This window comes from Microbispora sp. ZYX-F-249, from assembly GCF_039649665.1.
Classification (GTDB): Bacteria; Actinomycetota; Actinomycetes; order Streptosporangiales; family Streptosporangiaceae; genus Microbispora; species Microbispora maris.
Genome location: NZ_JBDJAW010000031.1, coordinates 35,282 through 61,217, shown reverse-complemented (window position 1 = coordinate 61,217; position 25,936 = coordinate 35,282). Strand labels below are relative to the sequence as shown.

At 71.7% G+C, this 25,936-nt stretch carries 22 protein-coding genes; 11 read left to right on the top strand and 11 right to left on the bottom strand.

Features of this window, described 5'->3' with window-relative positions:
* Positions 1-3 precede the first annotated feature (3 nt).
* The 4 genes from AAH991_RS29525 to AAH991_RS29510 form a co-directional block, all read right to left on the bottom strand.
* Positions 4-1,554 carry a glycoside hydrolase family 13 protein gene (locus AAH991_RS29525; protein ID WP_346229193.1) on the bottom strand — a complete coding sequence of 517 codons (1,551 nt, stop codon included), beginning with the start codon at positions 1,552-1,554 and terminating at the stop codon, positions 4-6.
* 30 nt (positions 1,555-1,584) lie between these two features.
* Positions 1,585-1,968 (bottom strand): globin, encoded by a 384-nt coding sequence (locus AAH991_RS29520; protein ID WP_346229192.1) that lies wholly within the window; start codon positions 1,966-1,968, stop codon positions 1,585-1,587.
* 34 nt (positions 1,969-2,002) lie between these two features.
* Positions 2,003-2,938, bottom strand: a complete 936-nt coding sequence (locus AAH991_RS29515; RefSeq protein ID WP_346229191.1) for a mechanosensitive ion channel family protein — start codon at positions 2,936-2,938, stop codon at positions 2,003-2,005.
* A 551-nt stretch (positions 2,939-3,489) separates the two neighbouring features.
* Complete coding sequence (locus AAH991_RS29510) at positions 3,490-3,750, bottom strand: hypothetical protein (RefSeq protein ID WP_030509616.1); 261 nt, start codon at positions 3,748-3,750, stop codon at positions 3,490-3,492.
* A gap of 335 nt (positions 3,751-4,085) precedes the next feature.
* Here AAH991_RS29510 and AAH991_RS29505 point away from each other — a divergent pair, with 335 nt between their 5' ends.
* From AAH991_RS29505 to purU, 4 genes are all read left to right on the top strand, one after another.
* Positions 4,086-5,675: an NsdA family TPR-like regulatory protein gene (locus AAH991_RS29505; RefSeq protein ID WP_346229190.1), complete on the top strand. Its 1,590-nt coding sequence runs from the start codon at positions 4,086-4,088 to the stop codon at positions 5,673-5,675.
* A 21-nt stretch (positions 5,676-5,696) separates the two neighbouring features.
* Positions 5,697-6,263, top strand: coding sequence for a GNAT family N-acetyltransferase (locus AAH991_RS29500; RefSeq protein ID WP_346229189.1), 567 nt, complete (start codon positions 5,697-5,699; stop codon positions 6,261-6,263).
* 259 nt (positions 6,264-6,522) lie between these two features.
* A complete protein-coding gene (locus AAH991_RS29495; protein ID WP_346229188.1) occupies positions 6,523-8,436 on the top strand; it encodes a tetratricopeptide repeat protein in 1,914 nt (637 codons plus the stop codon).
* A gap of 154 nt (positions 8,437-8,590) precedes the next feature.
* A complete protein-coding gene (purU, locus tag AAH991_RS29490) occupies positions 8,591-9,439 on the top strand; it encodes a formyltetrahydrofolate deformylase (protein ID WP_346229187.1) in 849 nt (282 codons plus the stop codon).
* Here purU and AAH991_RS29485 read toward each other — a convergent pair whose 3' ends face one another.
* Entirely contained in the window at positions 9,440-11,503 is a 2,064-nt protein-coding gene (locus AAH991_RS29485; protein ID WP_346229186.1) for a prolyl oligopeptidase family serine peptidase, read from the bottom strand.
* 299 nt (positions 11,504-11,802) lie between these two features.
* Here AAH991_RS29485 and AAH991_RS29480 point away from each other — a divergent pair, with 299 nt between their 5' ends.
* From AAH991_RS29480 to AAH991_RS29470, 3 genes are read left to right on the top strand one after another with little or no spacing between them, the layout of a single operon-like run.
* The gene (locus AAH991_RS29480) at positions 11,803-12,312 is read left to right on the top strand and encodes an HNH endonuclease (protein ID WP_346229185.1); all 510 of its coding nucleotides are present in this window, start codon (positions 11,803-11,805) and stop codon (positions 12,310-12,312) included.
* Positions 12,313-12,317: 5 nt separating this feature from the next.
* Positions 12,318-13,136: a GNAT family N-acetyltransferase gene (locus tag AAH991_RS29475; protein WP_346229184.1), complete on the top strand. Its 819-nt coding sequence runs from the start codon at positions 12,318-12,320 to the stop codon at positions 13,134-13,136.
* Between the two features lie 49 nt (positions 13,137-13,185).
* A complete protein-coding gene (locus AAH991_RS29470) occupies positions 13,186-13,410 on the top strand; it encodes an FmdB family zinc ribbon protein (RefSeq protein WP_346229183.1) in 225 nt (74 codons plus the stop codon).
* Positions 13,411-13,501: 91 nt separating this feature from the next.
* Here AAH991_RS29470 and AAH991_RS29465 read toward each other — a convergent pair whose 3' ends face one another.
* Positions 13,502-13,996, bottom strand: coding sequence for a helix-turn-helix transcriptional regulator (locus AAH991_RS29465; protein ID WP_346229182.1), 495 nt, complete (start codon positions 13,994-13,996; stop codon positions 13,502-13,504).
* 301 nt (positions 13,997-14,297) lie between these two features.
* On the opposite strand from AAH991_RS29465, the gene AAH991_RS29460 reads away from it, so the two are divergent.
* The 3 genes from AAH991_RS29460 (at position 14,298) to pip (ending at position 17,948) form a co-directional block, all read left to right on the top strand.
* Positions 14,298-16,037 (top strand): alpha/beta hydrolase domain-containing protein, encoded by a 1,740-nt coding sequence (locus AAH991_RS29460; RefSeq protein WP_346229181.1) that lies wholly within the window; start codon positions 14,298-14,300, stop codon positions 16,035-16,037.
* 344 nt (positions 16,038-16,381) lie between these two features.
* Positions 16,382-16,855, top strand: a complete 474-nt coding sequence (locus AAH991_RS29455) for a hypothetical protein (protein WP_346229180.1) — start codon at positions 16,382-16,384, stop codon at positions 16,853-16,855.
* Between the two features lie 130 nt (positions 16,856-16,985).
* A complete protein-coding gene (pip, locus tag AAH991_RS29450; RefSeq protein ID WP_346229179.1) occupies positions 16,986-17,948 on the top strand; it encodes a prolyl aminopeptidase in 963 nt (320 codons plus the stop codon).
* A 77-nt stretch (positions 17,949-18,025) separates the two neighbouring features.
* Here the strand turns inward: pip and ilvD are convergent, their stop codons facing one another.
* Complete coding sequence (gene ilvD, locus AAH991_RS29445) at positions 18,026-19,864, bottom strand: dihydroxy-acid dehydratase (protein WP_346229178.1); 1,839 nt, start codon at positions 19,862-19,864, stop codon at positions 18,026-18,028.
* 91 nt (positions 19,865-19,955) lie between these two features.
* Complete coding sequence (locus tag AAH991_RS29440) at positions 19,956-20,558, bottom strand: nuclease-related domain-containing protein (RefSeq protein WP_346229177.1); 603 nt, start codon at positions 20,556-20,558, stop codon at positions 19,956-19,958.
* Between the two features lie 372 nt (positions 20,559-20,930).
* Here AAH991_RS29440 and AAH991_RS29435 point away from each other — a divergent pair, with 372 nt between their 5' ends.
* Complete coding sequence (locus tag AAH991_RS29435; RefSeq protein WP_346229176.1) at positions 20,931-22,358, top strand: amidase; 1,428 nt, start codon at positions 20,931-20,933, stop codon at positions 22,356-22,358.
* A gap of 3 nt (positions 22,359-22,361) precedes the next feature.
* Here the strand turns inward: AAH991_RS29435 and AAH991_RS29430 are convergent, their stop codons facing one another.
* The 3 genes from AAH991_RS29430 to AAH991_RS29420 are packed head-to-tail and all read right to left on the bottom strand — an operon-like array spanning position 22,362 to position 25,756.
* Positions 22,362-23,330 carry a hypothetical protein gene (locus tag AAH991_RS29430; protein ID WP_346229175.1) on the bottom strand — a complete coding sequence of 323 codons (969 nt, stop codon included), beginning with the start codon at positions 23,328-23,330 and terminating at the stop codon, positions 22,362-22,364.
* Between the two features lie 9 nt (positions 23,331-23,339).
* Positions 23,340-25,202, bottom strand: coding sequence for a DUF2207 family protein (locus tag AAH991_RS29425; RefSeq protein WP_346229174.1), 1,863 nt, complete (start codon positions 25,200-25,202; stop codon positions 23,340-23,342).
* Between the two features lie 2 nt (positions 25,203-25,204).
* On the bottom strand, positions 25,205-25,756 hold the full coding sequence (locus AAH991_RS29420) for a LemA family protein (RefSeq protein ID WP_346229173.1): 552 nt from the start codon (positions 25,754-25,756) through the stop codon (positions 25,205-25,207).
* Positions 25,757-25,936: the final 180 nt, after the last annotated feature.

Genomic DNA, 25,936 nt, shown 5'->3' with positions numbered 1-25,936 from the left:
AGGTCAGTCCGCGAGCAGCCAGGCCGCGGTGTCGGCGGGCAGAGAGGTGCCGTCGAGCGGACCGCTGGTGATCAGCACCTGGTCGTGAGGCGGCAGCGTGACCGCGCCCTCACCACAGTTGATCACGCAGATCAGGCGGCCGCGCCGGAACAACAGCGTCTCCTCCGGAGACTCCAGCCAGGTGATGGCGTCGGGCAGGGTGCCGCGCAGCTCCCGCCGCGTCTGCAGCGCCCGGCGGTAGAACCACAGCGTCGAGGACGGGTCGGCCGCCTGCCGCTCGGCCGTGAGGTCGGCCCAGTCCGCCGGCTGCGGCAGCCACGAGCCGCCCGGCCCGAATCCGTACGGCGGCTCGGTGCCCGACCAGGGCAGCGGCACCCGGCAGCCGTCGCGGCCCGGCACCTCGCCGTTCGACCGCGCGAAGATCGGGTCCTGCCGTGACTCGGGTGGGAGATCGGTCACCTCGGGCAGCCCGAGTTCCTCACCCTGGTACAGATAGGCCGACCCCGGCAGGGCGAGCATGGCGAGCAGCGCCGCGCGAGCCCGTGCCAGGCCGGCCCCCGGGTCGAGCGACCCCTGGCCGTAGCGGGTCACGTGCCGTACGACGTCGTGGTTGGACAGCACCCAGGTCGGCGAGGTGACGGCCTTGAGGGTGTCGTCGATGACCTTGCGGAAGGCCGTGGCCGACCAGGGGGCCTCCAGCCAGGCGAAGTTGAAGCTCTGGTGCAGCTCGTCCGGCCGCACGTACAACGCCAGGTCCTCGGCGGAGTCGGTCCAGACCTCGCCGATGGCGACGCGGGTGCCCGGGTAGGCGTCGAGCACCCGCCGCCACTCGCGGTAGATGTCGTGCACCTCCGGCCGGCTCCAGATGGGCGACCGCGCCCCGAAGCCCGGGTCCGTGTCGGGCAGCCCCTCCTCCTTGATCAGGCCCATCGCGACGTCGATCCGGAAGCCGTCCACTCCCCGGTCGAGCCAGAACCGGAGGATGTCGAGGAACTCCTCCCGCACCTCGGGATTGCGCCAGTTGAAGTCGGGCTGCTCGGGCGCGAACAGGTGGAGGTACCACTGCCCGTCGGGCACCTGGGTCCACGCCGGGCCCCCGAAGGTGGACAGCCAGTTGTTCGGCTCTCCGTGGCCGCTTCCGCCGCGCTCGGGGCCGCCGTCCCGGAACATGTACCGCTCGCGCTCCTGCGAGCCCCTGGGGGACGCCAGGGCCTTCTGGAACCAGGGGTGGGCCGACGAGCTGTGGTTCGGCACGATGTCCACCATCAGCCGCAGGCCGTGCGCGTGCGCGTCGGCGACCAGGTCGTCGAAGTCGGCCAGCGATCCGAACAACGGGTCCACGTCGCGGTAGTCGGCGACGTCGTAGCCGCCGTCGGCCATGGGGGAGGGGTAGAAGGGGGTCAGCCAGACAGCGTCGACGCCGAGCTCGGCGAGGTACGGCAGGCGGTCCCTGATTCCCGCCAGGTCGCCCGTACCGTCGCCCGAGGCGTCGGCGAAGCTGCGGACATAGATCTCATAGACAACGGCATCACGCCACCAGGGGGTTGTTTCCATGTGTCCTTGGCTGCCCGCTGCTTCCGTTGCTTAAGCGTTGACCATGCTGTGGGCGGCGTAGACGAGGTAGTCCCACAGCTGCTTCTCCAGCTCGGCCGGCAGTTCGAGGGAGCGTACGGCCTCGCCCATGTGCCTGAGCCAGGCGTCGCGTGCCGCGTCGTCGACGACGAACGGCACATGCCGCATCCGCAGCCGGGGGTGGCCGCGCTGCTCGCTGTAGGTCCTCGGGCCGCCCCAGTACTGCATGAGGAACAGGCGCAGCCGCTCCTCCGCGCCGGTCAGGTCCTCCTCGGGGTACATCGGGCGCAGCAGGGGGTCGTCCGCGACGCCCTGGTAGAACCGGTGGACGAGCCGCTGAAAGGTCTCCTCGCCGCCGACTGCCTCGTAGAAGGACAGGGTCTGCTCGCTGGTCACGATTTCAGCCTAGGCCAGCTACCGATCGGTAAGGTCAGGCGGCGAAGGTGAGGCTCTTGTCGTCGAAGGCGCGCTTCACCCGCAGGCGCAGCTCACGGGCGACCTCCAGGTGCCGCGCGGGCACGGTCTTCGCGGTGACGCGGAAGATGACGGACGAGCCCGACACCGACTCGAGGCCGAAGACCTGCGGCTCCTCGACGATGACCGTGTCCCGGTACTCCGGGTCCTCCCACATGTCGTGGGCGATGTTCGTGAGCAGGTCGCGGACCGTCGCCACGTCGCTGTCGTACGGGACCGGGACGTCCACCAGGGCCCTCGACCAGCCCTGCGACTCGTTGCCGATGCGGGTGATCGTGCCGTTGCGCACGTACCAGACCTTGCCGTCCGCGTCGCGCAGGCGGGTGATGCGGAGCGTGACGGCCTCCACCGTGCCGACGGCCACACCGGTGTCGATCACGTCGCCCACGCCGTACTGGTCCTCCAGCAGCATGAACATGCCCGCGATGAAGTCCTTGACCAGCTCCTGGGCGCCGAAGCCGACCGCCACACCGATGATTCCGACACTCGTGAGCAGCGGCGCCAGTTCGACCCCGAGCTTCGCGAAGATCATCAGAGCCGCGGTGCCCAGGATCACGACGGACGCGAGACTCCGCAGCACCGAGCCCATCGTCTCGGCGCGTGCCCGGCGGCGCTCGGTCATGATCGCCGCTGCGGCCTCCGTGCTGGTCAGCACGGCCTTGCCGCGCAGCCGCTCCGGCAGCACGCCGACGCTGGCCCGCACGGTGAGCCGGGTGATCAGCCGGTGGACGACCTTCCGGATGATCATCGCTCCGGCCAGGATCAGGACGATCAGCAGCAGGACGTCCACGATGCCCGCGACGAGCTGTATCCAGGCCGGGAAGTCCTTCTTCGGAAAGGCGCTGTTCAAGACGGTGCAGAAGATGCCGTCGTTGTTATCACACGCCTTCATCACCTGCTGCCCCATCTCCGTGGGGTCCAGAACGGTCGGCTCAGGATCTGGCGTCGCGGGTGACAGCGGCAACACGAGGTGGATCCCCCCTGGATCGGATCAACGGCAGGTCATGAACGTAGCCAATACTGCCGACTGATCCGGCCTCCGTCACATCGCCGGGGAAGACGGAAGCGCGTCCCGTCCGGGGCCGCGGAGGGCGGACCGGACACGCTCCAGTGACGGTGTGGCAGGACGCGGGCGCGCACCCGGAAGCGTGCCCGTCGCCGTTCTCCAAGTGGGGGATCCCCCCCGATCACCGCCCGGCCCCACCTGCTCGACGGGGCCGGACGGCGGTCCATGGTGCCGGCGGGCCGGTCGGCCCGCCGGTCGTGCCGGAATGCGGACGGGTCGGGGCGGGCGGGACGCCGCAGCGTCGCCGTCGCGCCGGGGCGGCGCGACGGCCACGCTCCGCACCGGGCGTCCTGCCCGCCCCCGTGGCCGCGGTGATCGCGGCGGCCCACGGCGACTGCGTTTTCACCGTGCTCCCACCTTGGGGCCGCCGCCTTCCCCTACTCGCTCACCGCGGCGAGCACACGGGCCACCTTCGTGGCCGCTCCGGCGGGGTCGTCCGCCCGGTGCATCCGCTCACCCCAGGACCACCAGTAGTCGGCCGCCTGGCAGACGACGTTCTCCGTGAGGCTCGTCGCGTCGGGGTTGATCACGCGCACGTAGGCGCGGCCCGACGGGGTGCGCACGACTCGCGCGAGCAGGCCCCGGGCGTCGAGTTCGGCCACCAGATGTTCCAGGCGCCGGAAATCGTCCTCCCCCACCGTGGGTCCTCCTTCATTTCCGTTCGCGGGCGGAATGTGTACTTTGCGTTCCCGTCTGTTCACTCTGGTGCGCCAAAGATGGCTCACAGAAGTGCTCGGGTCAACGAGGGCCGCACGCGGCTGAGGTGAAGGAAAACCCATGTTGGTTGAAAGAAAACCCCTATCGGGAGACGATCCTTAGTCGGCACGTTCAGGTTGGGGGCTTGGCCGCGCCAACTATGGTCCATCATTATGTTGTGGGCGGAGCGCGACGGCAGCGTCACTCTCCGTCACAAGGTGAGGACCGCTCGAGACCACGGGCTGCTAGCGCGGCCGGCCACGAGAGAGGGGCCGGAATGTCCGGCAGGCAACACAGGGAGACGGAGATCGCGCGCCGGATCCGGGCGCGGGGCCTGGCCGCCGGGCGCAGCCTGGCCCAGATCGCCGAGGAGATCCACAACGACTGCGGGCCACAGTTCGGCACGACCCGGATCAAGGCACATCGCCTCTCGCACGGTGTGGCGCTCGCCGACGTGATCGAGCAGGTGCGCGCTCTCTTCGAGAGAGACGGAAAAGCCGTCCCCGGCATCGGAGAGACGCTACTGTCCGCGTACGAGTCGGGGATGAAGCGGCCCGGCCCGGAGTATCTCCACTACCTGTGCTCGGTCTATCGGGTGGAACCGCTGGCTCTCGGGTTCGAGAGCCCGTGCATCTGCGGCCACGGACACCTCGCCGAATCGAGTAGTGGAGCCCCAGAAGAGGACAGACCTAACACTTCACCCGCTCCGTGGGGTGCGCCGGCCCCGTCGGGCGGCGAAACCCCCACGGTGAACGGGGGCGAGGAGGACGAGAACGTGCTACGGAGGACGCTATTGAGGCTCCTCGCCGGCGGCGCCGTGGGGGCGGCCGGCCTCCAGGAGCTCGACGAGCAGGTGCTCGGCGCGGTGGAGAACCTCCGTCGGCGTATGGACGAGACCATGGTCGCGGCCACCGTCTCGCCGGCGATGCTCGACCAGTGGGAGCAGGCCACGTCCGGCTTCGGGCGGCAGTACATGAACACCCCGCCCGTACGTCTGCTCTGCGACGTGATGCTCGAGTTCACCGCCGTGCGCAAGGCCATGGACCGCCGCCAGCCCATCGACGTGCAGGAGCGGCTGTGCCGGATGGCCGCACAGCTCGCCGGGCTCTCCGGGATGATCATGATCGACCTGGGGGACCAGCGGCTGGCCCGCTCGTTCTTCCGCACCGGCCGGATGGCGGCGGACGAGACCGGAGACCGTGCCCTGCGCGCCTGGGTCACCGCCCGCGAGGCGCTGGTGCCGCTCTACTACGGCGACCCGCGCGAGGCGCTCACGCTGGCGAAGAAGAGCCGCGACCTGGCCGGCCACACCCCGTGCGCCGCCCGGACCATGGCGCCGGTCGTCGAAGCGAGGGCGCTGGCGAAGATCGCCGGCGTCAACGGCTCGCGGCACGAGGTGGTCGAACAGGCCAAGCGGGCGCTGCACCGCGCCCGGGCGGCCTTCCAGCAGATGAGCGACAGCGACCGGGAGGATCCGGCCTTCGGCTACACCGAGCGGCAGCTCTACTTCTACCAGGGCGACGTCCTGGTGAAGCTGGGGCAGACCGTGGAGGCCGACGTGATCCTGCAGCAGGCGCTCGACAAGTACACGGACGAGGACCTGCTCGACCAGACCCTGATCCGGTTCGACCGGGCGATGTGCCGGCTCATCGACGGCGACGTCGAGGCAGCGCTCAAGCTGGGCCAGGAGGCCATCGACCTGGTCGACAAGGACTACCGGACCGACCTGCTGCTCAAACCGGCGTACGACCTGGTGAAGGCGATCAGGGCCAAGCACGGCGACTCCGCCCGGCTGCAGGAGTTCTGCGAGGTGATCAAGCAGAGCCGCGTCACGATCCCGCCGGAGCTGGTCCGGGACATCGGGTGACGTGGGGAGCAAGGAGGACGTGTGGCAGGAGACGCGCTGGCGGGAGATTTCGAGCCGGGAGATCCCGTGAGAGGCGAGGAGAGCGGGATCGCACCGCTGAGGATCCGGCGGTACCGCTGGTCGGACCTCGACGCGGTGTGGTCCCTCCATCAGATCGGCCTGGCACAGGTGGGTGTGGTGCCGGGGGACGGCGTCTACTATGACGACGACTTCCCCCGGATCACCGAGATCTACCTGACGGCCGGGGGTGACTTCCTCGTCGGAGAGGTGCCCGGGGCGGGGCTCGTCGCGATGGGCGGCCTGCGGCGCATCGACGCCGACACGGCCGAGATGTGCCGGCTGCGCGTCCACCCCGATCACCAGCGGCGCGGTTACGGCGCGCGGATCACGCAGGAGCTCGAGGAGCGGGCGCGCCGGCTCGGATACTCGACGTTGCGCGGTGACACCACTCTGCGCCAGGTCGCCGCGCTGGAGCTCTACCGCAAATCCGGCTGGCGGGAGTTACGGCGCGAGGTATGCGGCGACAACGTGGTGATTTATATCGAGAAGCAGCTAAATGGCGTGGTCTCCCCGCTTTTCTCCCGATAGATAATGCTTCCATCCCTTGGCGGATAGCTGATCCCTGCGAATACTTGTGCCTTGTCCGCAAGAGTGGGGAAAGAGGCATGATGAAGAAGATCATTATCCGTAAGCCGGGGACGACCAAGCTGAGCGGCACCTCGAGTGTGATCCACAAGGGGTGAGGGACCTCCCGAGCCACATCTGGGTCCGGGGAGACCTCTCCCGCGACCGCGTAGCGGCCCTCCGATCGCTGGTTGGGAACCACGCACTGGAGGTGCCGCCCCCAGTGGCGCCCGTCGTCAACGGGCACCGCCGGCTACGCGGTCCGTACACGATCGGCGGCGCGCTGCTGCGCGCCCTCGTCCCGGTCGCCTTGGAGCGTTCCCCGGGCCTGGTGGCGGCACACGACATCGAGATCCGCGCCGTCGCACCCGGCCTGCGCCCTCTGGTGCCGGCGCGCCGGCAGCCCATCGAGGACCGCCTGACCGAGGACGAGCGCATCCTCGTGCCCGCGCCGCGCCGCACGCTGCGGATCGCCAACGGCGTCGCCGAGTTCGTGCGCGGCTGCCTGGAGGGACCGCGGACGCTGCTGGTGGACAACCTGCACGAGGCGGATCCGGCCGACCGCGAACTGCTGCGCGTCCTGGCGCGCCGTGTGCCGGGCCTGACGCTGGCGGTGGGCTCGGTCGAGCCGCCATGGGAGGGCATGCGGCCGGTGGAGGCGCGGGCCCAGGGCGGGCCACCCGACGACTACGTCGCCTCGGACGGCACCTCCGACGACCCCCGGGCCTACCGGGCGTACCTGTCGCTGCCGCCGGAGGAACGCGCGCGCCGGCACGACCGGCGCGCCGCCGAGCTGAGGGCCGGTGCCGCTGCGGCGGAACACGCCCTGGGGGCGGTGCCGTACCACCTGGAGCACGGCGGCGACCCGGACGCCGCGGCGCGGGCGCTGTGGGCGGCGGTGGACCACTGCGTCACCGAGGGGCTCCTGCACGCGGTCGTGGAGCTGGGCTCCCGTGGCCTGAGACTGGTGGAGCCGGGTTCGGACCTGTGGTGGCGATTCACCCAGCGCACCGCGACCGCCCTGGCGGGGCTGGGCCGGCGGGCGCACGCGCAGGAGCTGTACGACCAGGCCCGGCGGGTCAGCGTCGACCCCGCCGTGCACGCGGCCGCCGCGTACGGCACGGCGATGCTCGACGCGCGCGACCGCGATCCGGCACGGCGGGACCTGTCCAGGGCCAGAGCCTGGATCAACGAGGCGATAGCGATCTCCACGCTGCTGCCCGACCGGCGGACACGGGCCTTCAAGCTCGGGTTCGACCAGAACGCCCGCGCGCTGATCGAGCTGCGGGAGGGACGGGCGGACGAGGCGCTCGGCCTGGTGCAGTCGGCCATCGACCTGGCCGAGCGCGACCTGCCGCCGGGCGCCCACCCCGTGCACCGGATGGTGCTGTACGCCAACCGGGCGCAGCTTCTGGCCCGCCTGGGCCGCACGCGGGAGGCGCTGGCCGACTTCGACCGGGCCGTCGAGATCGATCCGGGCTTCCCCGACCACTATCTCGACCGGGGCAACCTGCTGTTCGAGATGGGACGTACCGGCGAGGCGCTGGCCGACTACGAGACCGCGATCCGGGTGAGCCCGCCGCTGCCCGAGGCGTACTACAACCGGGCCGAGCTGCGCCTGGCCGCCGGGGATCTGGACGGCGCCCGGGCCGACCTCGACCACGTGCTCGAACTCGACCCGGGCTACCTCGACGCCTACGTCAACCGGGCCGGCGTGCTGGAGATGCTCGGCGAACACGAGGCCGCCAGGCGCGACGTCGAGGCGGGGCTCGCGCTCGACCCCGGCAACGCGCACCTGCACGGTGTGCTGGGGCAGCTGGAGACCGACGCGGGTCGCTACGCGGAGGCCGCCCTGGCCTTCGACGCGGCGCTGGCCGCCGACGCCCGCCTGGCCTCGGCCTGGGCGAACCGCGCGACCCTGCGGTTCGAGACCGGCGACGCGGCGGGCGCGGTCGACGACCTGACCCGGGCGATCGAGCTGGGCGAGGACGCGGCCCTGTATTTCAACCGGGCCACCGCCCTCGACGCGCTCGGCCGGGGCAGGGAGGCACTGGCCGACCTGCGCCGGGCGCTGACCCTGGCCCCCGGCGACCCCGTCGTACGCGCGGCGCTGGAGCGGCACGAGAAGGAGGGGTGACGGGGCGGGGGACGACGGTCACGCCGAGGCGCCGGGGAGCCGCGCGACGACCTCTGCGAGCCCGGCCGTCGTCCGCGCCGCCGCCCGACCGCACCTCACGGGCCGCTGGCCCTACCCTTGAACCCGATACGTCGCCCCTGTCGAGGATCTGAGCATGAGCGCTGAATACGTGCTGACCCTGTCCTGCCCGGACCGGCCCGGTGTGGTCGCGGCCGTCTCCGGGCTGCTGGCCCGGAAGGGCTGCAACATCATCGAGAGCCAGCAGTTCGGCGACCCGGTCGAGGAGCGGTTCTTCATGCGAGTGCAGTTCTCCGGCGGGTTCGCCGTCGACGAGCTGCGGGCCGAGTTCGCCTCGCTCGCGCCGGAGTTCGCCATGGAGTTCCAGCTCTTCGACCTCGCGGTGCGGACCCGGGTGCTGGTGCTCGTGAGCCGGTTCGACCACTGCCTCAACGACCTGCTCTACCGCGTGCGCTCGGGGCTGCTGCCGATCGAGATCGTGGGTGTGGCGTCCAACCATCCCGACCTGCGCCCGCTCACCCAGTCGTACGGCGTGGACTACCACCACCTGCCGGTCACCCCGGAGACGAAGCCGCGGCAGGAGGCGGAGATCCTCACCCTGGTGGACCACTACCAGGCCGACCTGGTCGTGCTGGCCCGCTACATGCAGGTGCTGTCGGAGGACATGTGCGCCAAGCTCGCCGGGCGCATGATCAACATCCACCACTCGTTCCTGCCGTCGTTCAAGGGCGCCAAGCCGTACCACCAGGCGTACTCCCGCGGCGTGAAGCTGATCGGCGCCACGGCGCACTACGTGACGCCCGACCTCGACGAGGGGCCGATCATCGAGCAGGAGGTCGCGCGGGTGAACCACACCCACTCGCCCGAGGACCTCGCCGCGATCGGCCGCGACCTCGAATGCCAGGCGCTGGGCCGGGCCGTCCGCTGGCACGCCGAGCACCGCGTGCTGCTGGACGGCCACAAGACCGTCATCTTCCCGCGCTGATCAGCCCACCTTCAGGCCGGTGTGCCGGGCCAGGAAGGCGAGCTGGTCGGCCGAGAGCTCGACCGACCGGCTCACGGCCCGGGCGCCGTGACCCACCTCGGTCTCGTTGCGCAGCAGGATCGGCCGGTCGCCCGCCTGCGCGTGCTGGAGGGCCGCCGCCATCTTCCACGCGTGCAGGGGATGGACGCGGGTGTCCGAGGCAAACACGGCGAACAGCGTGGCCGGGTAGGACACCCCCTCGCGGACGTGGTGGTACGGCGAGTAGCCCCACAGCCAGGCGAACTCCTCCGGCACCTCGGCGGAGCCGTACTCCACGTTCCAGGTCGCCCCGAGACCGAACTTCTCGTAGCGCACCATGTCGAGCAGCGGGGCCGAGCAGACGACGGCCGCGTACAGGTCGGGGCGCTGCGTGAGCGCCGCGCCGACGAGCAGGCCGCCGTTGGAGCCGCCGGAGATGGCCAGCCGGTCGGGGCTGGTGACACCGGTGGCGACGAGGTGCTCGGCCGCGGCGTGCAGGTCGTCGAAGACGTTCTGCTTGTCGCCCAGCATGCCGGCCCGGTGCCACCGCTCGCCCTCCTCGCCGCCGCCGCGGAGCTGGGCGACCGCGTAGACGCCGCCCGCCTCGACCCAGGCCAGCGTGGTGGCGGAGAAGCCCGGGTTCATCGAGATCCCGAAGCCGCCGTAGCCGTACAGGATGGTGGGGCGGGGCCCGGAGCCGGGGCGCGAGGTGACCAGCATGTGCACCTCGGTGCCGTCCTTCGACCGGTAGACCACCTGCTCGGTGGTCGCCTCGGGCACCTCCACCGCGCCGGGCGGCGCCTCCCACAGCGTGGTCTCGCCCGTCAGCGCGTCGTAGCGGTACACCGCGGTCGGGGTGATCTCGTCGGTGTAGCTGAACCAGGCCTCGTGCCCGCCCTCCGGCCGCTCGACGATCCCGCCGATCGAGCCGAGCCCCGGCAGCGGGACCTCGCCGATCCGCTCGCCGCTCTCCAGTGCGTGCACGGAGATCTCGCCGATCGCGTGCCGGGTCCAGCCGACGAGCAGGACCGGCTCGGCCATGCCGTCGAGGATGGCGAAGTCGGACAGCACCGCCTCGGGGTCCTCGGGGACCAGGTCGCGCCAGTGCTCCGCACCGGGGGTCTGCGGCGAGGTGACGCAGACGCGCCCGCGCGGGGCGTCCCGGTCGGTGAAGACGTAGAGCCGCCCGTCGCGGCCGAAGTGGAGCCCGGTCTGGGCGTCGACGTCCTGCTGCACGGTGACCAGTTCCGGCGCCTCGGGCGACGAGGCGACCAGGTCGGCCACCCACAGGTCGTTGCGCGGGGCCGTCCCCCGCGAGGCGGAGATCGACAGCCATCTGCCGTCGAGGGAGACGGACACCCCGTAGTAGTTGGTCTTCTCCAGGCCCTCGCCGAAGACCAGCACGTCGTCGTCGGGGGAGGTGCCGACGCGGTGCAGGTAGACGCGGCGGTGGTACTGCTCCTCGCCGGCCGGGACCAGTGCGGGCGCCAGCCTGCGCACGTAGTAGAACGCCTCGCCGCCGGGCAGCCAGGCCACGGGGGAGTAGCGGCAGCGGTCGATCGGCCCCTCGACTACCTCTCCCGTCGCCACGTCGACGACGTACAGGCGCGACTCCTCGTCGCCGCCGACGGAGATCTGGTACGCCAGCCGGTTGCCCTCCTTGTCCGGCTGGTAGGAGTCGAGCGTGGTCAGGCCCGAGGGATCGAGGGCGGTGGGGTCGAGCAGCACGCGCTCGCCGTCTCCCTCCCCGACGTACAGGACCGGGTGCTCCTGGTCGGGCGCGCGGCGGGTGAAGAAGCGGCGCCCGCCGCGCCAGGACGGCGTTCCCACCGACCCTGAGCGCAGCAGTTCGGCGACGCGCTCGCGGAAGTGGTCGCGCCCCTCCAGCTCGGCGGACCGGAACAGGATCTCCTGCGCGTCCAGCCACTCCTTCGTCGCCGGATCGTCCGGATCCTCCAGCCACCGGTACGGGTCGGGGACGGGCGTTCCGTGAAGATCGTCGACGATGTCGTCACGGCGGGCTGGCGGGTACGGCGGTCGGCTCATGCTGGCACTTTAAATCAGCCGGACGACTGCGACGGTACATCGTCCGTACCCGGCCAAGACGGGAATAAAGGGGTGATCGGCTGGGCATAGAAGCAGCAGGCGTCCCAGTCGTTCACCTCGCAGACCCTTTTATGGGTGGCGAAGGGGTCGCCGGAAAGGCCACACTTTGGTGAAGGGCGGTGCCGTGGTGACGATCCGCTGGGCCGTCCGGCGGAGGTCCCTGTGACGGAAGCACCCGGGTCCCAACAGGCGGGGCCACAACCCAGGCGCACAGCCGAGATCGCTGTGGAGGCCGGCTGATGCGCCAAGTCCTGCTCCTCAATGCCACATACGAGCCGCTGACCACACTCTCCCTGCACCGGGCCGTCATCCTGGTGCTCAGAGAGAAGGCGGACGTCGTGCACCGCGACGGCCGGGGCGCGGTTCTGCGCTCGGCCACCCGCACGCTCGACGTCCCGTCGGTGATCCGGCTCCGGCGCTATGTCCGCATTCCCTACCGGACGCGGATCCCGCTCACCCGCGCGGCGCTCATGCGCCGGGACAACTTCCGCTGCGCCTACTGCGGCCAGCGGGCCGAGACCATCGACCATGTCATCCCCCGTTCCCGGGGAGGCCCCCACACCTGGGAGAACTGCGTCGCCTCGTGCACGCCGTGCAACCACCGGAAGGCCGACAGGTTGCTGGAGGAGCTGGGCTGGGCGCTGCCCGTCGCCCCCGCGGTGCCGCACGGCGCGCACTGGCGGCTCATCGGCGCGCAACTCGACGGCGATCCGCAGTGGGCGCCCTACCTGTCGCAGACGGCGGCCTGATGGGCATGCGGTGGACGATCACCGACGAGGTTGAGGAGTACGCCGCGGCGGCCGAGCCCTGGCTGCTGCGCGATCCCGTCCGCAACACGGTCATGCTGACCGCGTTGCGCGGAATCCGCAGCGGCCAGTTCGCCGGCGACTGCCTGCTGGCCTGGCTGGAGGAGGACGACGGGACGGTGGCGGGGGCGGCCTGCCGGACGCCGCCGTATCCGCTCGCGCTCGGCGACGTCCCGCTCGCGTCGCTTCCCCTGCTGGTGCGCGAGCTGATCGAGATGGACCGGGACGTGTCCGAGGTCGGCGGTCCGCTGGCCGCCGCGGAGGCGTTCGCGGACGCCTGGTGGCGGCCGGAGACACATCGGCGGTCCGAGCGCCTCTACCGCCTCGGCACGCTGCGGTCGCCCTCCGCATCGGGGAAACCCCGCGTCGCCGGCCCCGACGACCTGCCGATGGCCGTGCGCTTCTTCCGGGAATTCCAGGACGAGGCGCACGTCGACCGTACGGCCGATCCCAGTCCGGTCGTCGCGGCCCGTCTCAACCGCGAGGAGCTGGTCTGGTGGGAGGACGACGACCGTCCGGTGTCCATCGCGGGGGCCTCCGCGCCGATCGCCGGGATGTCCCGGATCGGGCCCGTCTACACCCCGCCCGATCTGCGCGGGCGCGGCTACGGCAGCGCCGTCACCCACGCGGCCAGCAGGAAGGCGCTCGACGACGGCGCGACCGAGGTGCTGCTGTTCACCGATCTGAGCAACCCGACGTCGAACTCCATCTACCAGCGGCTCGGTTTCCGGCCCGTCACGGACTTCGCGAGCATCCAGTTCGGGTGATCGGCCGCCGCCCGATGCCGTACGCGGCGGTGGGTCGTAATCTGGACGCATGCCTCGCTATGACTACCGTTGCCGCGCGTGTGGATCGACGTTCGAGCTCAACCGTCCCATGGCCGAGGCCGGTGACCGGGCGGTGTGCCCCGCCGGCCACGACGACACCGTGAAGCTGCTGTCCACCGTGGCCGTCACGGGCAGGGCGTCCGGGTCCTCCGCCGCCCGCCCGGCGGGAGGCGGAGGTGGCGGCTGCTGCGGTGGCGGCTGCTGCGGCGGCTGACGCGCGTACGGCCGTGTGACCGTGCGGCCCGGGGCGTCACGCCCCGGGCCGCACGGCTGTCACGGCCGAGCTAGCCGTGTGAGGGCACGGGTCAGGCCGCGGACGGGCGCCTGACCCGCGCGCGTCGCTGGAACGGCAGGTAGCGCTGCGGCAGGTGGGGACGGGCCGGCAGGTCGGTCGGCTCGACCGCCAGGATCCGGTCGAAGCGGAAGGCCCTGATCGAGCGGCGCATGCGGCACCAGCCGACCAGATACCAGAACTCTCCGTGGACGAGGCAGGTCACCGGCTCGACGTCGCGGACGGTCATCCGGCCGGCGGCGTCGTGATACTGGATGCGGATCACCAGGCGCGCGGTGATCGCGTTGGCCACCGCCCGCGCGCGGCGGGCGACGTCGGTGGGCAGCGGGGTGGTCAGGGTGGTCAGGGTCGTGGCGATGACGTCGTCGTCCAGATCGAGGTGCGCGAAAGCGTGGCGCAGGCCGCGCCGGGCGGTGACCGACTGGGGGCCGGCACCGAGGTGAGCGAGCGACAGGGCGAGGGCGGCGAGTTCCTCGGCGGTCAGCGAGTGCCGAATGACGTTGGCCATATCTCGACAATAACGACGAGGACTGACATTTTTCCGAACGTCTTATCGGATGGTCAGCATCATGTCGCCGCCGTGCCAGCCATTACTTCCCTGTACGGCGGCCGGGGTCGGCCGCCCGTGCCGGTTCGACGCGTCCGGCGCGTCAGGCGGGCGGCACCACGACCTTTTGTTGTTCTCGTCGAAAGTTTGGTAGTCGCAAGACTATCTTTCGTTCGATCTGACAGTTAGTCTCTGCGCCAGAGACAGCGCGCTGATCCGGACGATCCCCCCATCCCCCGGCCTCTCGCAGCGAGGTGAAGTTTTGCCTGCTCTTCTTCCCGCTCTCCGGACCCTTCGTCGACGATTCGCCGCGCTCGGCCTGGCCGGCGCGCTGACCGTTCCCCTCGGGCTCGCCACTCCCGCGAGCGCGTCCGGGCCCGGCCGGGGCGAGGCCGCGCCCCGTCCGTCCACCGCGACCGGCGACAACGTCGCGAACCCCGTGCTCACGGGACCGATCGCCCGCACGACCCCCGTCGGGGATCCCGCCCACGGCTACCCGTTCCTCGCCACGGACGTCGACCTGAAGGCGGCGGGCTACGTCGAGCAGGAGTTCCTCGTCTCCGGCACGGCGACGGGCTACGCGACCCCCGGCACGGGCACCGCGACCGCCGTCAGCACGGGCAATCCGTACACCACGCGCATCGTCGTGCGCCGCCCGGTCTCGGCCCGGACGTTCAACGGGGTCGTGATCGCCGAGTGGTACAACGTCAGCAACCAGTGGGACCAGGAGGTCGACTGGTTCCAGTCGCACGAGCATCTGATCCGGGAGGGGTACGCCTGGGTCGGCGTCTCCGCCCAGCGCGCCGGAGTGCACTCCGCGACCGGGCTCAAGGCGTGGAGCCCGGCCCGCTACGGAACCCTCGACGTGACCGCGGGCGGGACGATCAACGACGACAGCCTGTCCTACGACATCTTCAGCCAGGCGGTGAAGGCCGTCCGCAGTCCGGCGGGCGCCGACCCGCTCGGCGAGCTGCCCCCGCCCCGGTACGTGATCGCGACCGGCCACTCGCAATCTGCCGGTCGCCTCGCGAACTACTACAACGGCGTCCAGCCGCTCGCGAACGTCCTCGACGCGGTCGTCCTGCACGGCGGCGGCGGCCCGCTGCGCACCGACCTGGCGACGCCGGTGTTCCGGATCAACTCCGAAGGCGACGTGAGCAGCGGCATCCTGCCGGAGGCGGCCCGCGCTCAGGCCGACTCGGCGGTCCTGACCAGCTGGGAGGTGGCCGGCGCGTCGCACGGCGACTGGAAACTCATCAGGGACTACGGACCGCTGCGCAAGCGCGACATCGGCACCTACCCGGGGGGTTACCCGGGCGAGCCGCAGACGTGCACGCTGCCCTCGTTGTCCCGCATTCCGCAGCACATGGTGCAGAACGCGGTCTACGACCACACCGTCGCCTGGGTCGCCCAGGGTGTGCGGCCCCCCGCGGCCCCGAAGATCAAGATGACGGACACGACTCCGCGAGCGGTCGCGCGCGACGAGCTCGGTGTCGCGCTCGGCGGCATCCGGCTCGCCCAGCAGGAGGCGCCGCTGCGCGTCAACAGCGGCAGCAACACCGGCCCGGGCTTCTGCTTCCTCGACGGCAGCTCGGTGCCGCTGACCGACGCGCGGCTCGCGGAGCTCTACCCGACCGCGCGGTCGTACGCCGACGAGGTCGTCGCGACGACGCTCGCCGACGTCAAGGCCGGATACATCCCCCGGTCGTTCACCCGCGATCCCGCCTGGTACTCCGACCTCCGGGACCTGATCGGCGAGTACGCCGCCGCCGGTCGTATCGCCGGGTCTGTCGCGTCCTCCCTGGAGGACCGTCTCCGGCACGCCGAACGGGCCGGCCTCGCCGGTGACGAGCCTCCCGCCATCGCCCACCTGCGGCAACTCGCCGAGCGTGCGGACAGGGGTGTCGAGGACGACGCGGCGAGGGCCGGAGTGCTGCGGGTGACCGAGGCGCTCATCGCGCTCCTCGCCGAGGCGCGGAAGGCGGAGCACAAGGGCCGCTAGACACGCCGCTCGGTGGACGGGTCCGCGGGTGTGCCACTCACGCCCGCGGGCCATCCGCGCGGGGTGAATCTTTCACCGAGCCGACTCTGTGCGGAAATCCCATCAATTCCCGTATTCGCCGAATTTCGGCGAGCCACCGGCACGAATTCTCCGATCCCCGCTGCGTATCGAGTCATGGCGGCCGGGCCTGACCGGTACCGCCTTTCTGGTCTTCGGCGACGTGCGGTTTTCGCATCCGGGGTGACCACGCCTTCCGGCCCCGCCGAAAACGCCGGTCGTTGACGGCGCCCGGGGGAGGTGGTGCATTCGCTGTGGCTGTTGTCGGAGACGGGAGAGGACATCCGATGTTCGCGGTGAATTCGGCCAGGAGGGTGCTCGCGCTCGGTGCGGCGCTCGTGACGACCGGCGTGCTGAGCGTGGCGCTCGCACCCGCCCCCGCCACGGCGTCGACCGTCACGCTACAGGCGACGATCGACTGCTCCAACTACAACAGTTTCGGGGACACCAGGGACTGGTATCCCATCGGCCCCAGCGTCAGCGCCTCGCCGTACGGGACAGGAGGGGCCGGCACTGTGGTCGCGGTCCCGGCAACGCACGCGTGGCAGATCACGCACACACTGCCCAGTGGGACGACGTCCGTCGGCGCCTCCGGCATGTGCAGCGAAGGCCACCAGTACGACTTCTTGGGCTCGACCGCCAGTATCAGCATCCCCGCGGGCGTCACCACGGTGACGGCCACCTGGAGCTGCAGCACTGCTCCGGTCTATCCCGGCCCGTGGATGACCAACTGCAGCGTGCAGTCGGTCTCGTACAGCTGATCGCTCCCGGGGCACCGAGCGCGTGAACGCGGGCCGCTCCGGCGGGCCGCGCGGCCGGAGCCGTGGTGAGCCGTCCGCCGGCGGGGAAAAACGCTTCCCCGCCCATGGCGGTCGCTGTAGTTTCTCCGGCGTGTATCCCCCCATCGAGCCGTACGACCACGGCTATCTGGACACCGGCGACGGCCATCTCGTCTACTGGGAGGTCTGCGGGAACCCCGAGGGCAAGCCCGCGCTCGTCGTCCACGGCGGTCCCGGCTCGGGCTGCGCACCGGGCCGGCGCCGGGCCTTCGACCCCGCACGCTACCGCATCATCCTTTTCGACCAGCGCAACTGCGGCCGGAGCCTGCCCCACGCGAGCGACCCGGCGGCCGACCTGACGACCAACACCACCCACCACCTGGTCGCGGACATGGAACGGCTGCGTGAGCGTCTCGGGGTGGAGCGGTGGCTGCTCCGCGGGGGGTCCTGGGGATCCACGCTCATCCTCGCCTACGCCGAAGCCCACCCCGAGCGGGTGTCGGAAATCGTCATCGCGGGCGTCACGATGACTCGCCGTTCCGAGATCGACTGGCTCTACCGGGGAGTCCGCCGGTTCCTCCCGGAGCAGTGGCAGCGCTTCCGCTCCGGAGTCCCCGGGGAGTGCCGCGACGGCGACCTGGTCGCCGCCTACGCGCGGCTGATGTCCGACCCCGACCCCGGCGTACGGGCCAGGGCGGTTCGGCACTGGACGGCGTGGGAGGACGCGGTGATCTCGCACGAGGTCAACGGCAAGCCGGACGCCTACAGCGACCGGCCTACCCCGGCGCTGGAGGCCTTCGTCCGCATCTGCACGCACTACTTCTCGAACGCCGCATGGCTGGAGGAGGGCGTGCTGCTCCGCGACGCGTACAGGCTGGCGGCGATCCCCGGAGTGCTCGTCCACGGCCGCCTCGACCTGGGCGCACCGCTGGAGACCGCCTGGCAGCTCGCCCGGGCGTGGCCGGACGCGCGCCTGGTCGTCGTGGACGACGCGGGCCACACCGGCAGCGACGCCATGAGCCGGGAGATCCGGGGGGCGCTGGACGGCTTCGCCGGCGTCGCGGACGGACGGTGACCCGCGCCGCGCATCCCCGAGGGCGAACGCGTGACGGCTGCCGCCCCGGGATGGGGGCGGCAGCCGTCACGGTCCGGTCAACGCGAAAGCTGGGACAGGTCCCGCGAGGCGCCGGTCGAGGCCGAGGTGGTCAGCGCGGCGTACGCCTGCAGGGCGGCCGACACCGGGCGGTGCCGGTCGCGCGGGCGGTAGCCGCCGAGGTCGGCCAGCAGCCGTTCGCGGCGGGCGGCCAGCACGTCCTCGGCCACCTTGAGCTCGATCGAGCGGCCCGGGATGTCGATCTCGATGATGTCGCCGTCCTCGATCAGGGCCATCGTGCCGCCCTCGGCGGCCTCGGGGGAGGCGTGGCCGATGGACAGGCCCGACGTGCCGCCGGAGAAGCGGCCGTCGGTGATGAGCGCGCACGCCTTGCCCAGGCCCTTGCCCTTGAGGAAGCTCGTCGGGTAGAGCATCTCCTGCATGCCCGGGCCGCCCTTGGGGCCCTCGTAGCGGATGACGACCACGTCACCGGCCTTGACCTTGCCGCCGAGGATGCCGTCGGAGGCCTCCTCCTGCGACTCGAACACGACCGCCGGGCCGGAGAACCGCCAGATCGACTCGTCCACGCCGGCCGTCTTGACCACGCAGCCGTCCAGGGCGATGTTCCCGTACAGCACGGCGAGGCCGCCGTCCTTCGTGTAGGCGTGGTCGAGGTCGCGGATGCAGCCCTCGGCGCGGTCGAGGTCGAGCGACTCCCAGCGGGCGTCCTGCGAGTAGGCCTTGACCGTCCGCACGTTGCCGGGCGCCGCGTGCCACAGCTCCACGGCCTCGTCGGTGACCTCGGGCGACTTGGGGTCCCACTTGGCGATGTATTCGGCGATGGACGCGGAGTGGACGGTCGGCAGGTCGCGGTGGAGCAGACCGGCCCGGTCCAGCTCGCCGAGGATGCCGGGGATGCCGCCCGCCCGGTGCACGTCCTCGACGTGGTACTTCATGGTCGCCGGGGCGACCTTGCACAGGCACGGCACTCGGAGCGAGATCTCGTTGATCTCCTTGAGCCCGAAGTCGACGCCCGCCTCGCGCGCGGCGGCCAGGATGTGGAGGATCGTGTTGGTCGAACCGCCCATGGCGACGTCGAGCGCCATCGCGTTCTCGAACGCCTCGCGGGTGGCGATGTTCCGCGGCAGGACCGACTCGTCGTCCTCCTCGTAGTAGCGCCGGGCGAGGCCGACGATCTGCCGTCCCGCGTCCTCGAACAGGGCCTTGCGGGCCTTGTGGGTCGCCAGCGTGGTGCCGTTGCCGGGCAGGGCCAGGCCGATCGCCTCGGCGAGGCAGTTCATGGAGTTGGCGGTGAACATGCCGCTGCAGGACCCGCAGGTCGGGCAGGCGTTCTCCTCCATCGCCAGGAGGTCGGCGTCCGACACGCTCGCGTCGGCGGAGGCGATCATCGGGTCGATCAGGTCGAGCTTGCGGCCGGGGATCTTGCCGGCCTCCATCGGGCCGCCCGACACGAATATCGTGGGGATGTTGAGCCGGAAGGCGGCGAGCAGCATCCCCGGCGTGATCTTGTCGCAGTTGGACACGCAGACCAGCGCGTCGGCGCAGTGGGCGTTGACCATGTACTCGACCGCGTCGGCGATCAGCTCGCGGGACGGCAGCGAGTAGAGCATGCCGCCGTGGCCCATCGCGATGCCGTCGTCCACGGCGATCGTGTTGAACTCGCGCGGGACGGCTCCCGCCTCGCTGACCGCGCCGGCCACCACCTCGGCGACCTCGCGCAGGTGCACGTGGCCGGGCACGAACTGGGTGAAGCTGTTGGCGATCGCGACGATCGGCTTGCCGAGGTCGCTGCCCGCTACGCCCGTGGCCCGAAGCAGCGCACGTGCGCCGGCCATGTTCCTGCCGTGGGTGACAGTGCGGGACCTGAGAGCGGGCATCGAGGGACCCCCATCCGGAGACTACTGAGTCTTCAAATGGTACGGCCAGTGCCCGGCTGCCGAGACCTGCTGTCCACGACTCGGGACGTGTCTACTCGGGATACCGCGCGGGCAGCACGCGCTCGGCGGCCAGGTAGATCGCCTTGATCTCGGCCGTGGTGAGCGATCTCTCCCGCTTGGTGATCCACTTGCGTACGAGCCCGCCGGAGAAGACGTCGACCTCGCGGATGTTGAGGATGCGCCAGGGGATCGGCGGGCCGTAGATGGCCAGGGACGGCACCACGGTGATCTCCCGGCCGAGCGCCTTGCTGATCAGGTCGCTGGCCTGCGCGGCCTCCCACCGGGCCTCGTCGAGCCGCGGCTTCTGGTTGAACGGGCCGTGGAAGAGCTTGCGGTGCGACTGGACACGTACGGGCAGGCGTTTGTCCCACTTCTCCGAGTCCACCGCGTACACGCCGGTGGGCCCGACCACCAGGTGGTCGATCTGCGCCTCGCTGCCGGGGATGGCCCGGGCGTGCAGCGTCTTGTAGCCGTTCCGCTCCAGCTTCTTGAGCTGGGCCTCCGTCTGGCGCTCGGCCGCTGAGGCGCGCCGCCAGGCGGGGATGGTGGAGACGGTTCTCGCCCGGTAGACGGCGTCGGCGACACACGCGAGGATGGCCGCGGTGAGCCCGAGCCGCCAGCTGCCGAACAGCACGGCGAACACCACGCCCGCCGCGACCGCGATCAGGGCACGGCGGCGCAGATGGCGGTATCGCGTGTCCTGCCACAGGCTGCTCAGCGACGTGCGCTGGACCGGAGCGTATGTGGGGGACGCCGGCGCCTCGGGTGGCGCCGGAGGGCGTTCCGCCTGCTCCGACGTTTGGTCACCGACCCAGATGGGTGACGTATCGTGACCGTCTTCTGGCGCTAGACCGGTATCCACATCACTCACGGTAGTTGAGCCGTCAGCGGCTTGCCTAGTGTTGGATGGTTCATACTTTTGTGGCCTGCTTGAGCCGATTCGTTGCGCGGAAGTGCGGGTATCTTCTCTAGATATCCGCGGCCCGGAGGCCTACCGTTCGGTAGCGTGGCGCACATTCACGATCTTACCGCCCTCGAGCAGGCGGCAGCCGTACGTACGGGGGAACTTTCCCCCGTGGAAATCACCGAGCACTACCTGGAGCGCATCGAGCGGCTCGACCCCGGCCTGGGGGCGTTCGTCACGGTGACCGCCGAGCGGGCCCTCGGCCAGGCGCGCGAGCAGGAGGCCCGGATCGCCGCGGGCGGCGCCGAGGACCTTCCCCCGCTGCTGGGCGTACCCGTTCCGATCAAGGACCTCAACTTCGTCAAGGATGTCCCGGTCTACTTCGGCTCGGCCACGTACGAGGGGTTCGTCGCGCCCGCGGACGACAGCGTGGTCGAGCGCCTGCGGGACGCGGGCACGATCATGCTGGGCAAGACCAGCACCCCCGAGTTCGGCATGCCCTGCTACACGGAGACCTACCTGGGCGAGCCGGCCCGCACCCCGTGGGACACCACGCGGTCGGCCGGAGGGTCGAGCGGGGGAGCGGGAGCCGCGGTCGCGGCCGGACTCGCGCCCGTGGCGCAGGGCAGCGACGGCGCCGGCTCGATCCGCATCCCCTCCTCCGTCTGCGGCCTGTACGGCATCAAGCCCAGCCGCGGCCGCATCTCCGCGGCGCCCATCGTGCCCGACCTCGCGGGGCTGTCGACCAACGGGCCGCTGGCCCGCGACGTGGCCGACGCCGCGGCGCTGCTGGACGTCATGGCGCACAACAACCCCGGGGACCTCTACCACGCCCCGCCGCCCGCGCTCGGGTCGTTCTCGGCGTACGTGGGACGCGAGCCGGGCCGGCTGCGGATCGCCCGGTTCGCCACGCCCGCCGTGCCCGGCGCGGAGGTCCACCCCGAGGTCCTCGCGGCGTACGAGAGCGCCTCGGCGACGCTGGAGTCGCTCGGCCACGAGGTGGAGGAGATCGCCCCGCCGTTCGGGCCGGACGTGGTGCCCGAGTTCGTCAAGATGTGGTTCGCCTTCTCCTGCATGCACCCGGTCGCCGAGGAACTGGAGCCGAAGCTGCGCCCGCTCACCGCGTGGCTGCGCGAGCGCGGCCGCGCCGTCTCGGCTCCCGAGTTCCTCCAGGCCCAGGGGACGCTCCAGCTCGCCACGCGGTTCGCGCTGCTGGTGACCGACACCTACGACGCGGTGCTCTCGCCGACCGTCACCCAGCCGCCCGTGCCGGTGGGCTGGTTCGAGGACGTCGACTCGCCCGAGGAGACGTTCGAGCGGATGATGCGCTTCGCGCCCTTCGCGGCCATCTACAACGTGAGCGGGCAGCCCGCGGTGAACCTCCCGCTCCACTGGACGCCCGAGGGCCTGCCGATCGGCGTCATGCTGGCGGGCAGGTACGGCGACGAGGGGACGCTCATCTCGCTGTCGTCCCAGGTGGAGGCGTCGGTCGGCGGCTTCTGGGGCGACCGCAGGCCGCCGGTCTGGTAACGGCTACCCGAGCAGTTCCACCACGTGGGCGGCGACGTCGGCGAGCAGCGTGGCCGGCCGCACCGGCGCCGCCGCCACGGCGGAGAACAGGGCGGGCAGGCCCGGCAGCGGGAAGTCGTCGTCCTCGGTGACCTCGCGGGCCGCGTCGTGCTTGGCCAGCGCGGCGCGGCTGCGCTCCCACGCCTCCAGCACCTCCTCCGGCGACGGCACGCCGAAGCCGTGGCCCACCGGGGCCGCGTGGCGCAGCCGTACGAGCGGGGTCTCGGCGAACGCCAGCGCGATCCGGCAGCGGGCGGACAGGTCGTCGAGGTCCGGCACCCACGCGAGTGCCTCGCAGGGGGTGCGGCACCGGCCGGCGCAGGTGGCCAGGGCCCCCGCCACCTGGCTGTGCTGCCGGTCGAAGTAGGCCCGCCAGCCCGGCGGCGGCTCCACGGCCACGCGCAGCGTCCGCTCGGCCGCCGACCGCTCGGCCCTGGTGTGGTCGCACTCCCTGACCGGCATGGTGCCGAACCGGCTGCCGGGGGCGCGCAGGCCCTCGGGCCAGCGGACCGGGTCGCCCGCGTGGCCGAGCGCGGGCTCGAAGGCGAGCAGGGGCAGATACTCGCTGCAGATGTGGACGGCCGCGATCATCGCGCTCAGCTCGCGCCGCCGCCAGCGGGACTCGATCACCTCCAGGAGCAGCGCGTAGGCCGGTCGCAGCGAGTCGAGCGCGCCGCGCGGCTGCTCCCTCGGCGTCTGCGGCATGTGGCACGCGCGGGCGCGCCTGCGCAGGCCGGCGGGCACCGTCTGGGCGTCGATCTCGGTGGCGAAGTCCTCCGCGTCGAGGGTGAGTAGCCGCTGGCCGAACTCACAGACCGACGTCACCAGGGCCGCCCGCGCGCCCTCTCCGAGCACGTCGGGCGCCAGCGCGCCGACGTCGCCGAACGAGTGCCTGCGAGCCAGGGCGATCAACAGGTCTCGGGCTGAGTGCACCCGACGACCTTACTGACCCAGGCGGGCGGCGGCCGTACGGGCGAGGTCGATCAGCGGGCCGGGCGGCGGCGGGCCCTGCGGGGACGACACGGTGATCGCGAACGTGCCCCGGCGGGTGGCCGCCGACACCAGGCCCGGGTAGAGCATGGCGCCGTCGCCGACCCCCTCGACCGGCCGGCCCTGAACCCGGGTCAGCGTGTGCCCGACCACCATGAGGTAGCGGGAGCGCAGGCCGGTGGCGGCATGGACGTCCACCGTCACGCCGGTGCCGGTCTCGTACCGGCAGGAGTCGATGCGGAGCCAGGACGGCGCGGGAGGGCCGTCGCACGCCACGGGGGCCCCGACGTCGATCCCGAGAGCGCGCTTGAGATCGGCGGGAGTGACGAGGTCGGCAGGGGTGAGGTCGGCAGGGCGTACGCCGTCCGCCGTCGTCGCGCGGGCCAGGGGATCGGGCAGTATCCGGACCTCGCCCAGGTTCTCCGGCGCGTCCACCAGGTGCTCGCCGGTGTCGCCGTAGGAGGGGGCGTCCCGCATACGCGAGTCCTCCGTCACGTCGATCCGCCTGATCCAGCCGAGCCTGCGGCCCGCCACGGCCCGCACCTTGTCGCCCTCCCGCAGGGGGCGCCACATCTCCTCGCTCAGGCACATGGCCCTGACCTCGCGGGAGCCCCCCTCGTCGATCGCGCACCAGTACGTCCACTTGGGGGTGTCGTTCCCCTTGCTCCCGTCGGAGAAGCGGCGCAGCCGGACGATCTGGCCCTCGACCGTCGCCGCACCACCGAGATCGGTGATCGCGTACACGACCGGTAGCCCGGCGACCGCCAGGCCGGCGGCGAGGGCGGCGGGCAGGACGAACCCGTCCGGCCACACGCCGAAGGCGGCGGCGACCACCAGGAGGATCCAGGTGAAGAACCCGGCGAACCAGCCGGCCGCGAGGCCCCGCAGGATCGTCGGCCCCGGCGGCCTGCCCCACAGCAGCCGCGAGGGGTAGCGGACGTCGACGACGTGCCACATCCCGCCGTAGTCGGACCAGGCCCGGTTGTCGTCGGCCGGCGTGCTGACCGGAAGGCTCCCGACGGCCCGCGGCGCGAGCCCGAGCGCGGCGGCGTACGCGAGGTGGCGGCCCCAGATCGTGACCGAGGCCGCGGGCCGCTCGGCGAACCGGCCGGTCGCGCGCAGGTGCTCGCGGACGCCGAGCCAGTGCGCGGCGGCCCGGGCACCCTCGGCCGTGCCGCGCTCCCCGTTCAGCCGGCCCATCATCGCCACGAGCAGCGCGAAGGACACGATCGCCGCCCCGGGACCGCCGTCGTGGTTCGCGCGGCTGTCGTCGACGGAGACCGCGATGCCGATGGCCACCGCGGGGACGCTCGCGGCCACGCCGAGGAGCAGCGCGTGCGCCCGGCTCCAGCGCGGCCGGGACAGGCCCTGCTCCCGCGCTTCGACGATCACCTTCCTGCGGAAGCTCTTCCACCACCGGCCGAGGTCGCGCGAGCCCTCGGCCAGCGCTCCCGTCGCGACCACGCCGTCGACCGCCAGCGAGCGGACGTGGTCGTAGACGAGCCGCTCGTACGGCCGCAGGCCGCCCGGCTCCTTGCGCAGCCGTACGAGGGACAGCTCGGGGCCGATCTCCTCGACGGCCACGACTCCCCTGGCGGCCAGGTCGAGCAGGGTGGCCGAGGCCGCCTCGTCGCACAGCCGCCAGTTGCCGGTGATCAGGTCGACCACCGCGGGGGAGTGCCCGGCGAGCTCCCCGGTGGCCGGCCCCGGCTCGACGTCCGGGTTCCTCGTCGCCACGGCGAGCGCGAGCAGGAGCAGCAGCCACAGGCCGGTCGCCGCCGCGGCGGCCACCCAGGCGGCCATCGAGGCGGACACCGTCAGAACCTGACCCGCACGGGGCCGCGCTCCTCGCCGGGCGCCTGGAAGTACTCGCGGGGCGCGAAGCCGGTCATCCCGGCCACGATGTTCGCGGGGACCGCCTGGACGGCGTTGTTGTAGGTCAGGACGGCGTCGTTGTAGTACTGCCGGGAGTAGGCGATCCGGTTCTCGGTGGCGGCCAGCTCCTCCTGGAGCTCGGCGAAGTTGGCGCTCGCCTTGAGATCGGGGTGGGCCTCGGCCACCGCGAGCAGGCTCTTCAGCGCGTCCGACAGCATGTTCTCGGCGGCCGCCTGCTCGGCCGGGCCCCGGGCGCCGATCGCCCGGGAGCGCGCCGCGACGACGGCCTCCAGCGTGGCCCGTTCGTGGGCGGCGTAGCCCTTGACGGTCTCCACGAGGTTGGGGATCAGGTCGTAGCGGCGCTTGAGCTGCACGTCGATCTGGGCCCAGGCGTTGTCGGCGTTGTTGCGGGCGCGGACGAGACGGTTGTAGACGGAGACGAACGCCGCGACGAGGACGGCCACGACGGCGAGGACGACGATCAAGGGGATCATGGAGGCCTCCTGCACGGACGGTAGTCCCGGGCCGCCCCCCTGTAAACGCCCTCTCCGTCGTGATCTTGCAGTTTGTCGCACGCGTACGCGATGACCTGGAGGGCGACCCTCCGTGATCTTGCAGTGATCGGCGCCGCGGAGCGATCCGCGCAGCTCACGCCGTACGACAAAAGTCCGTGA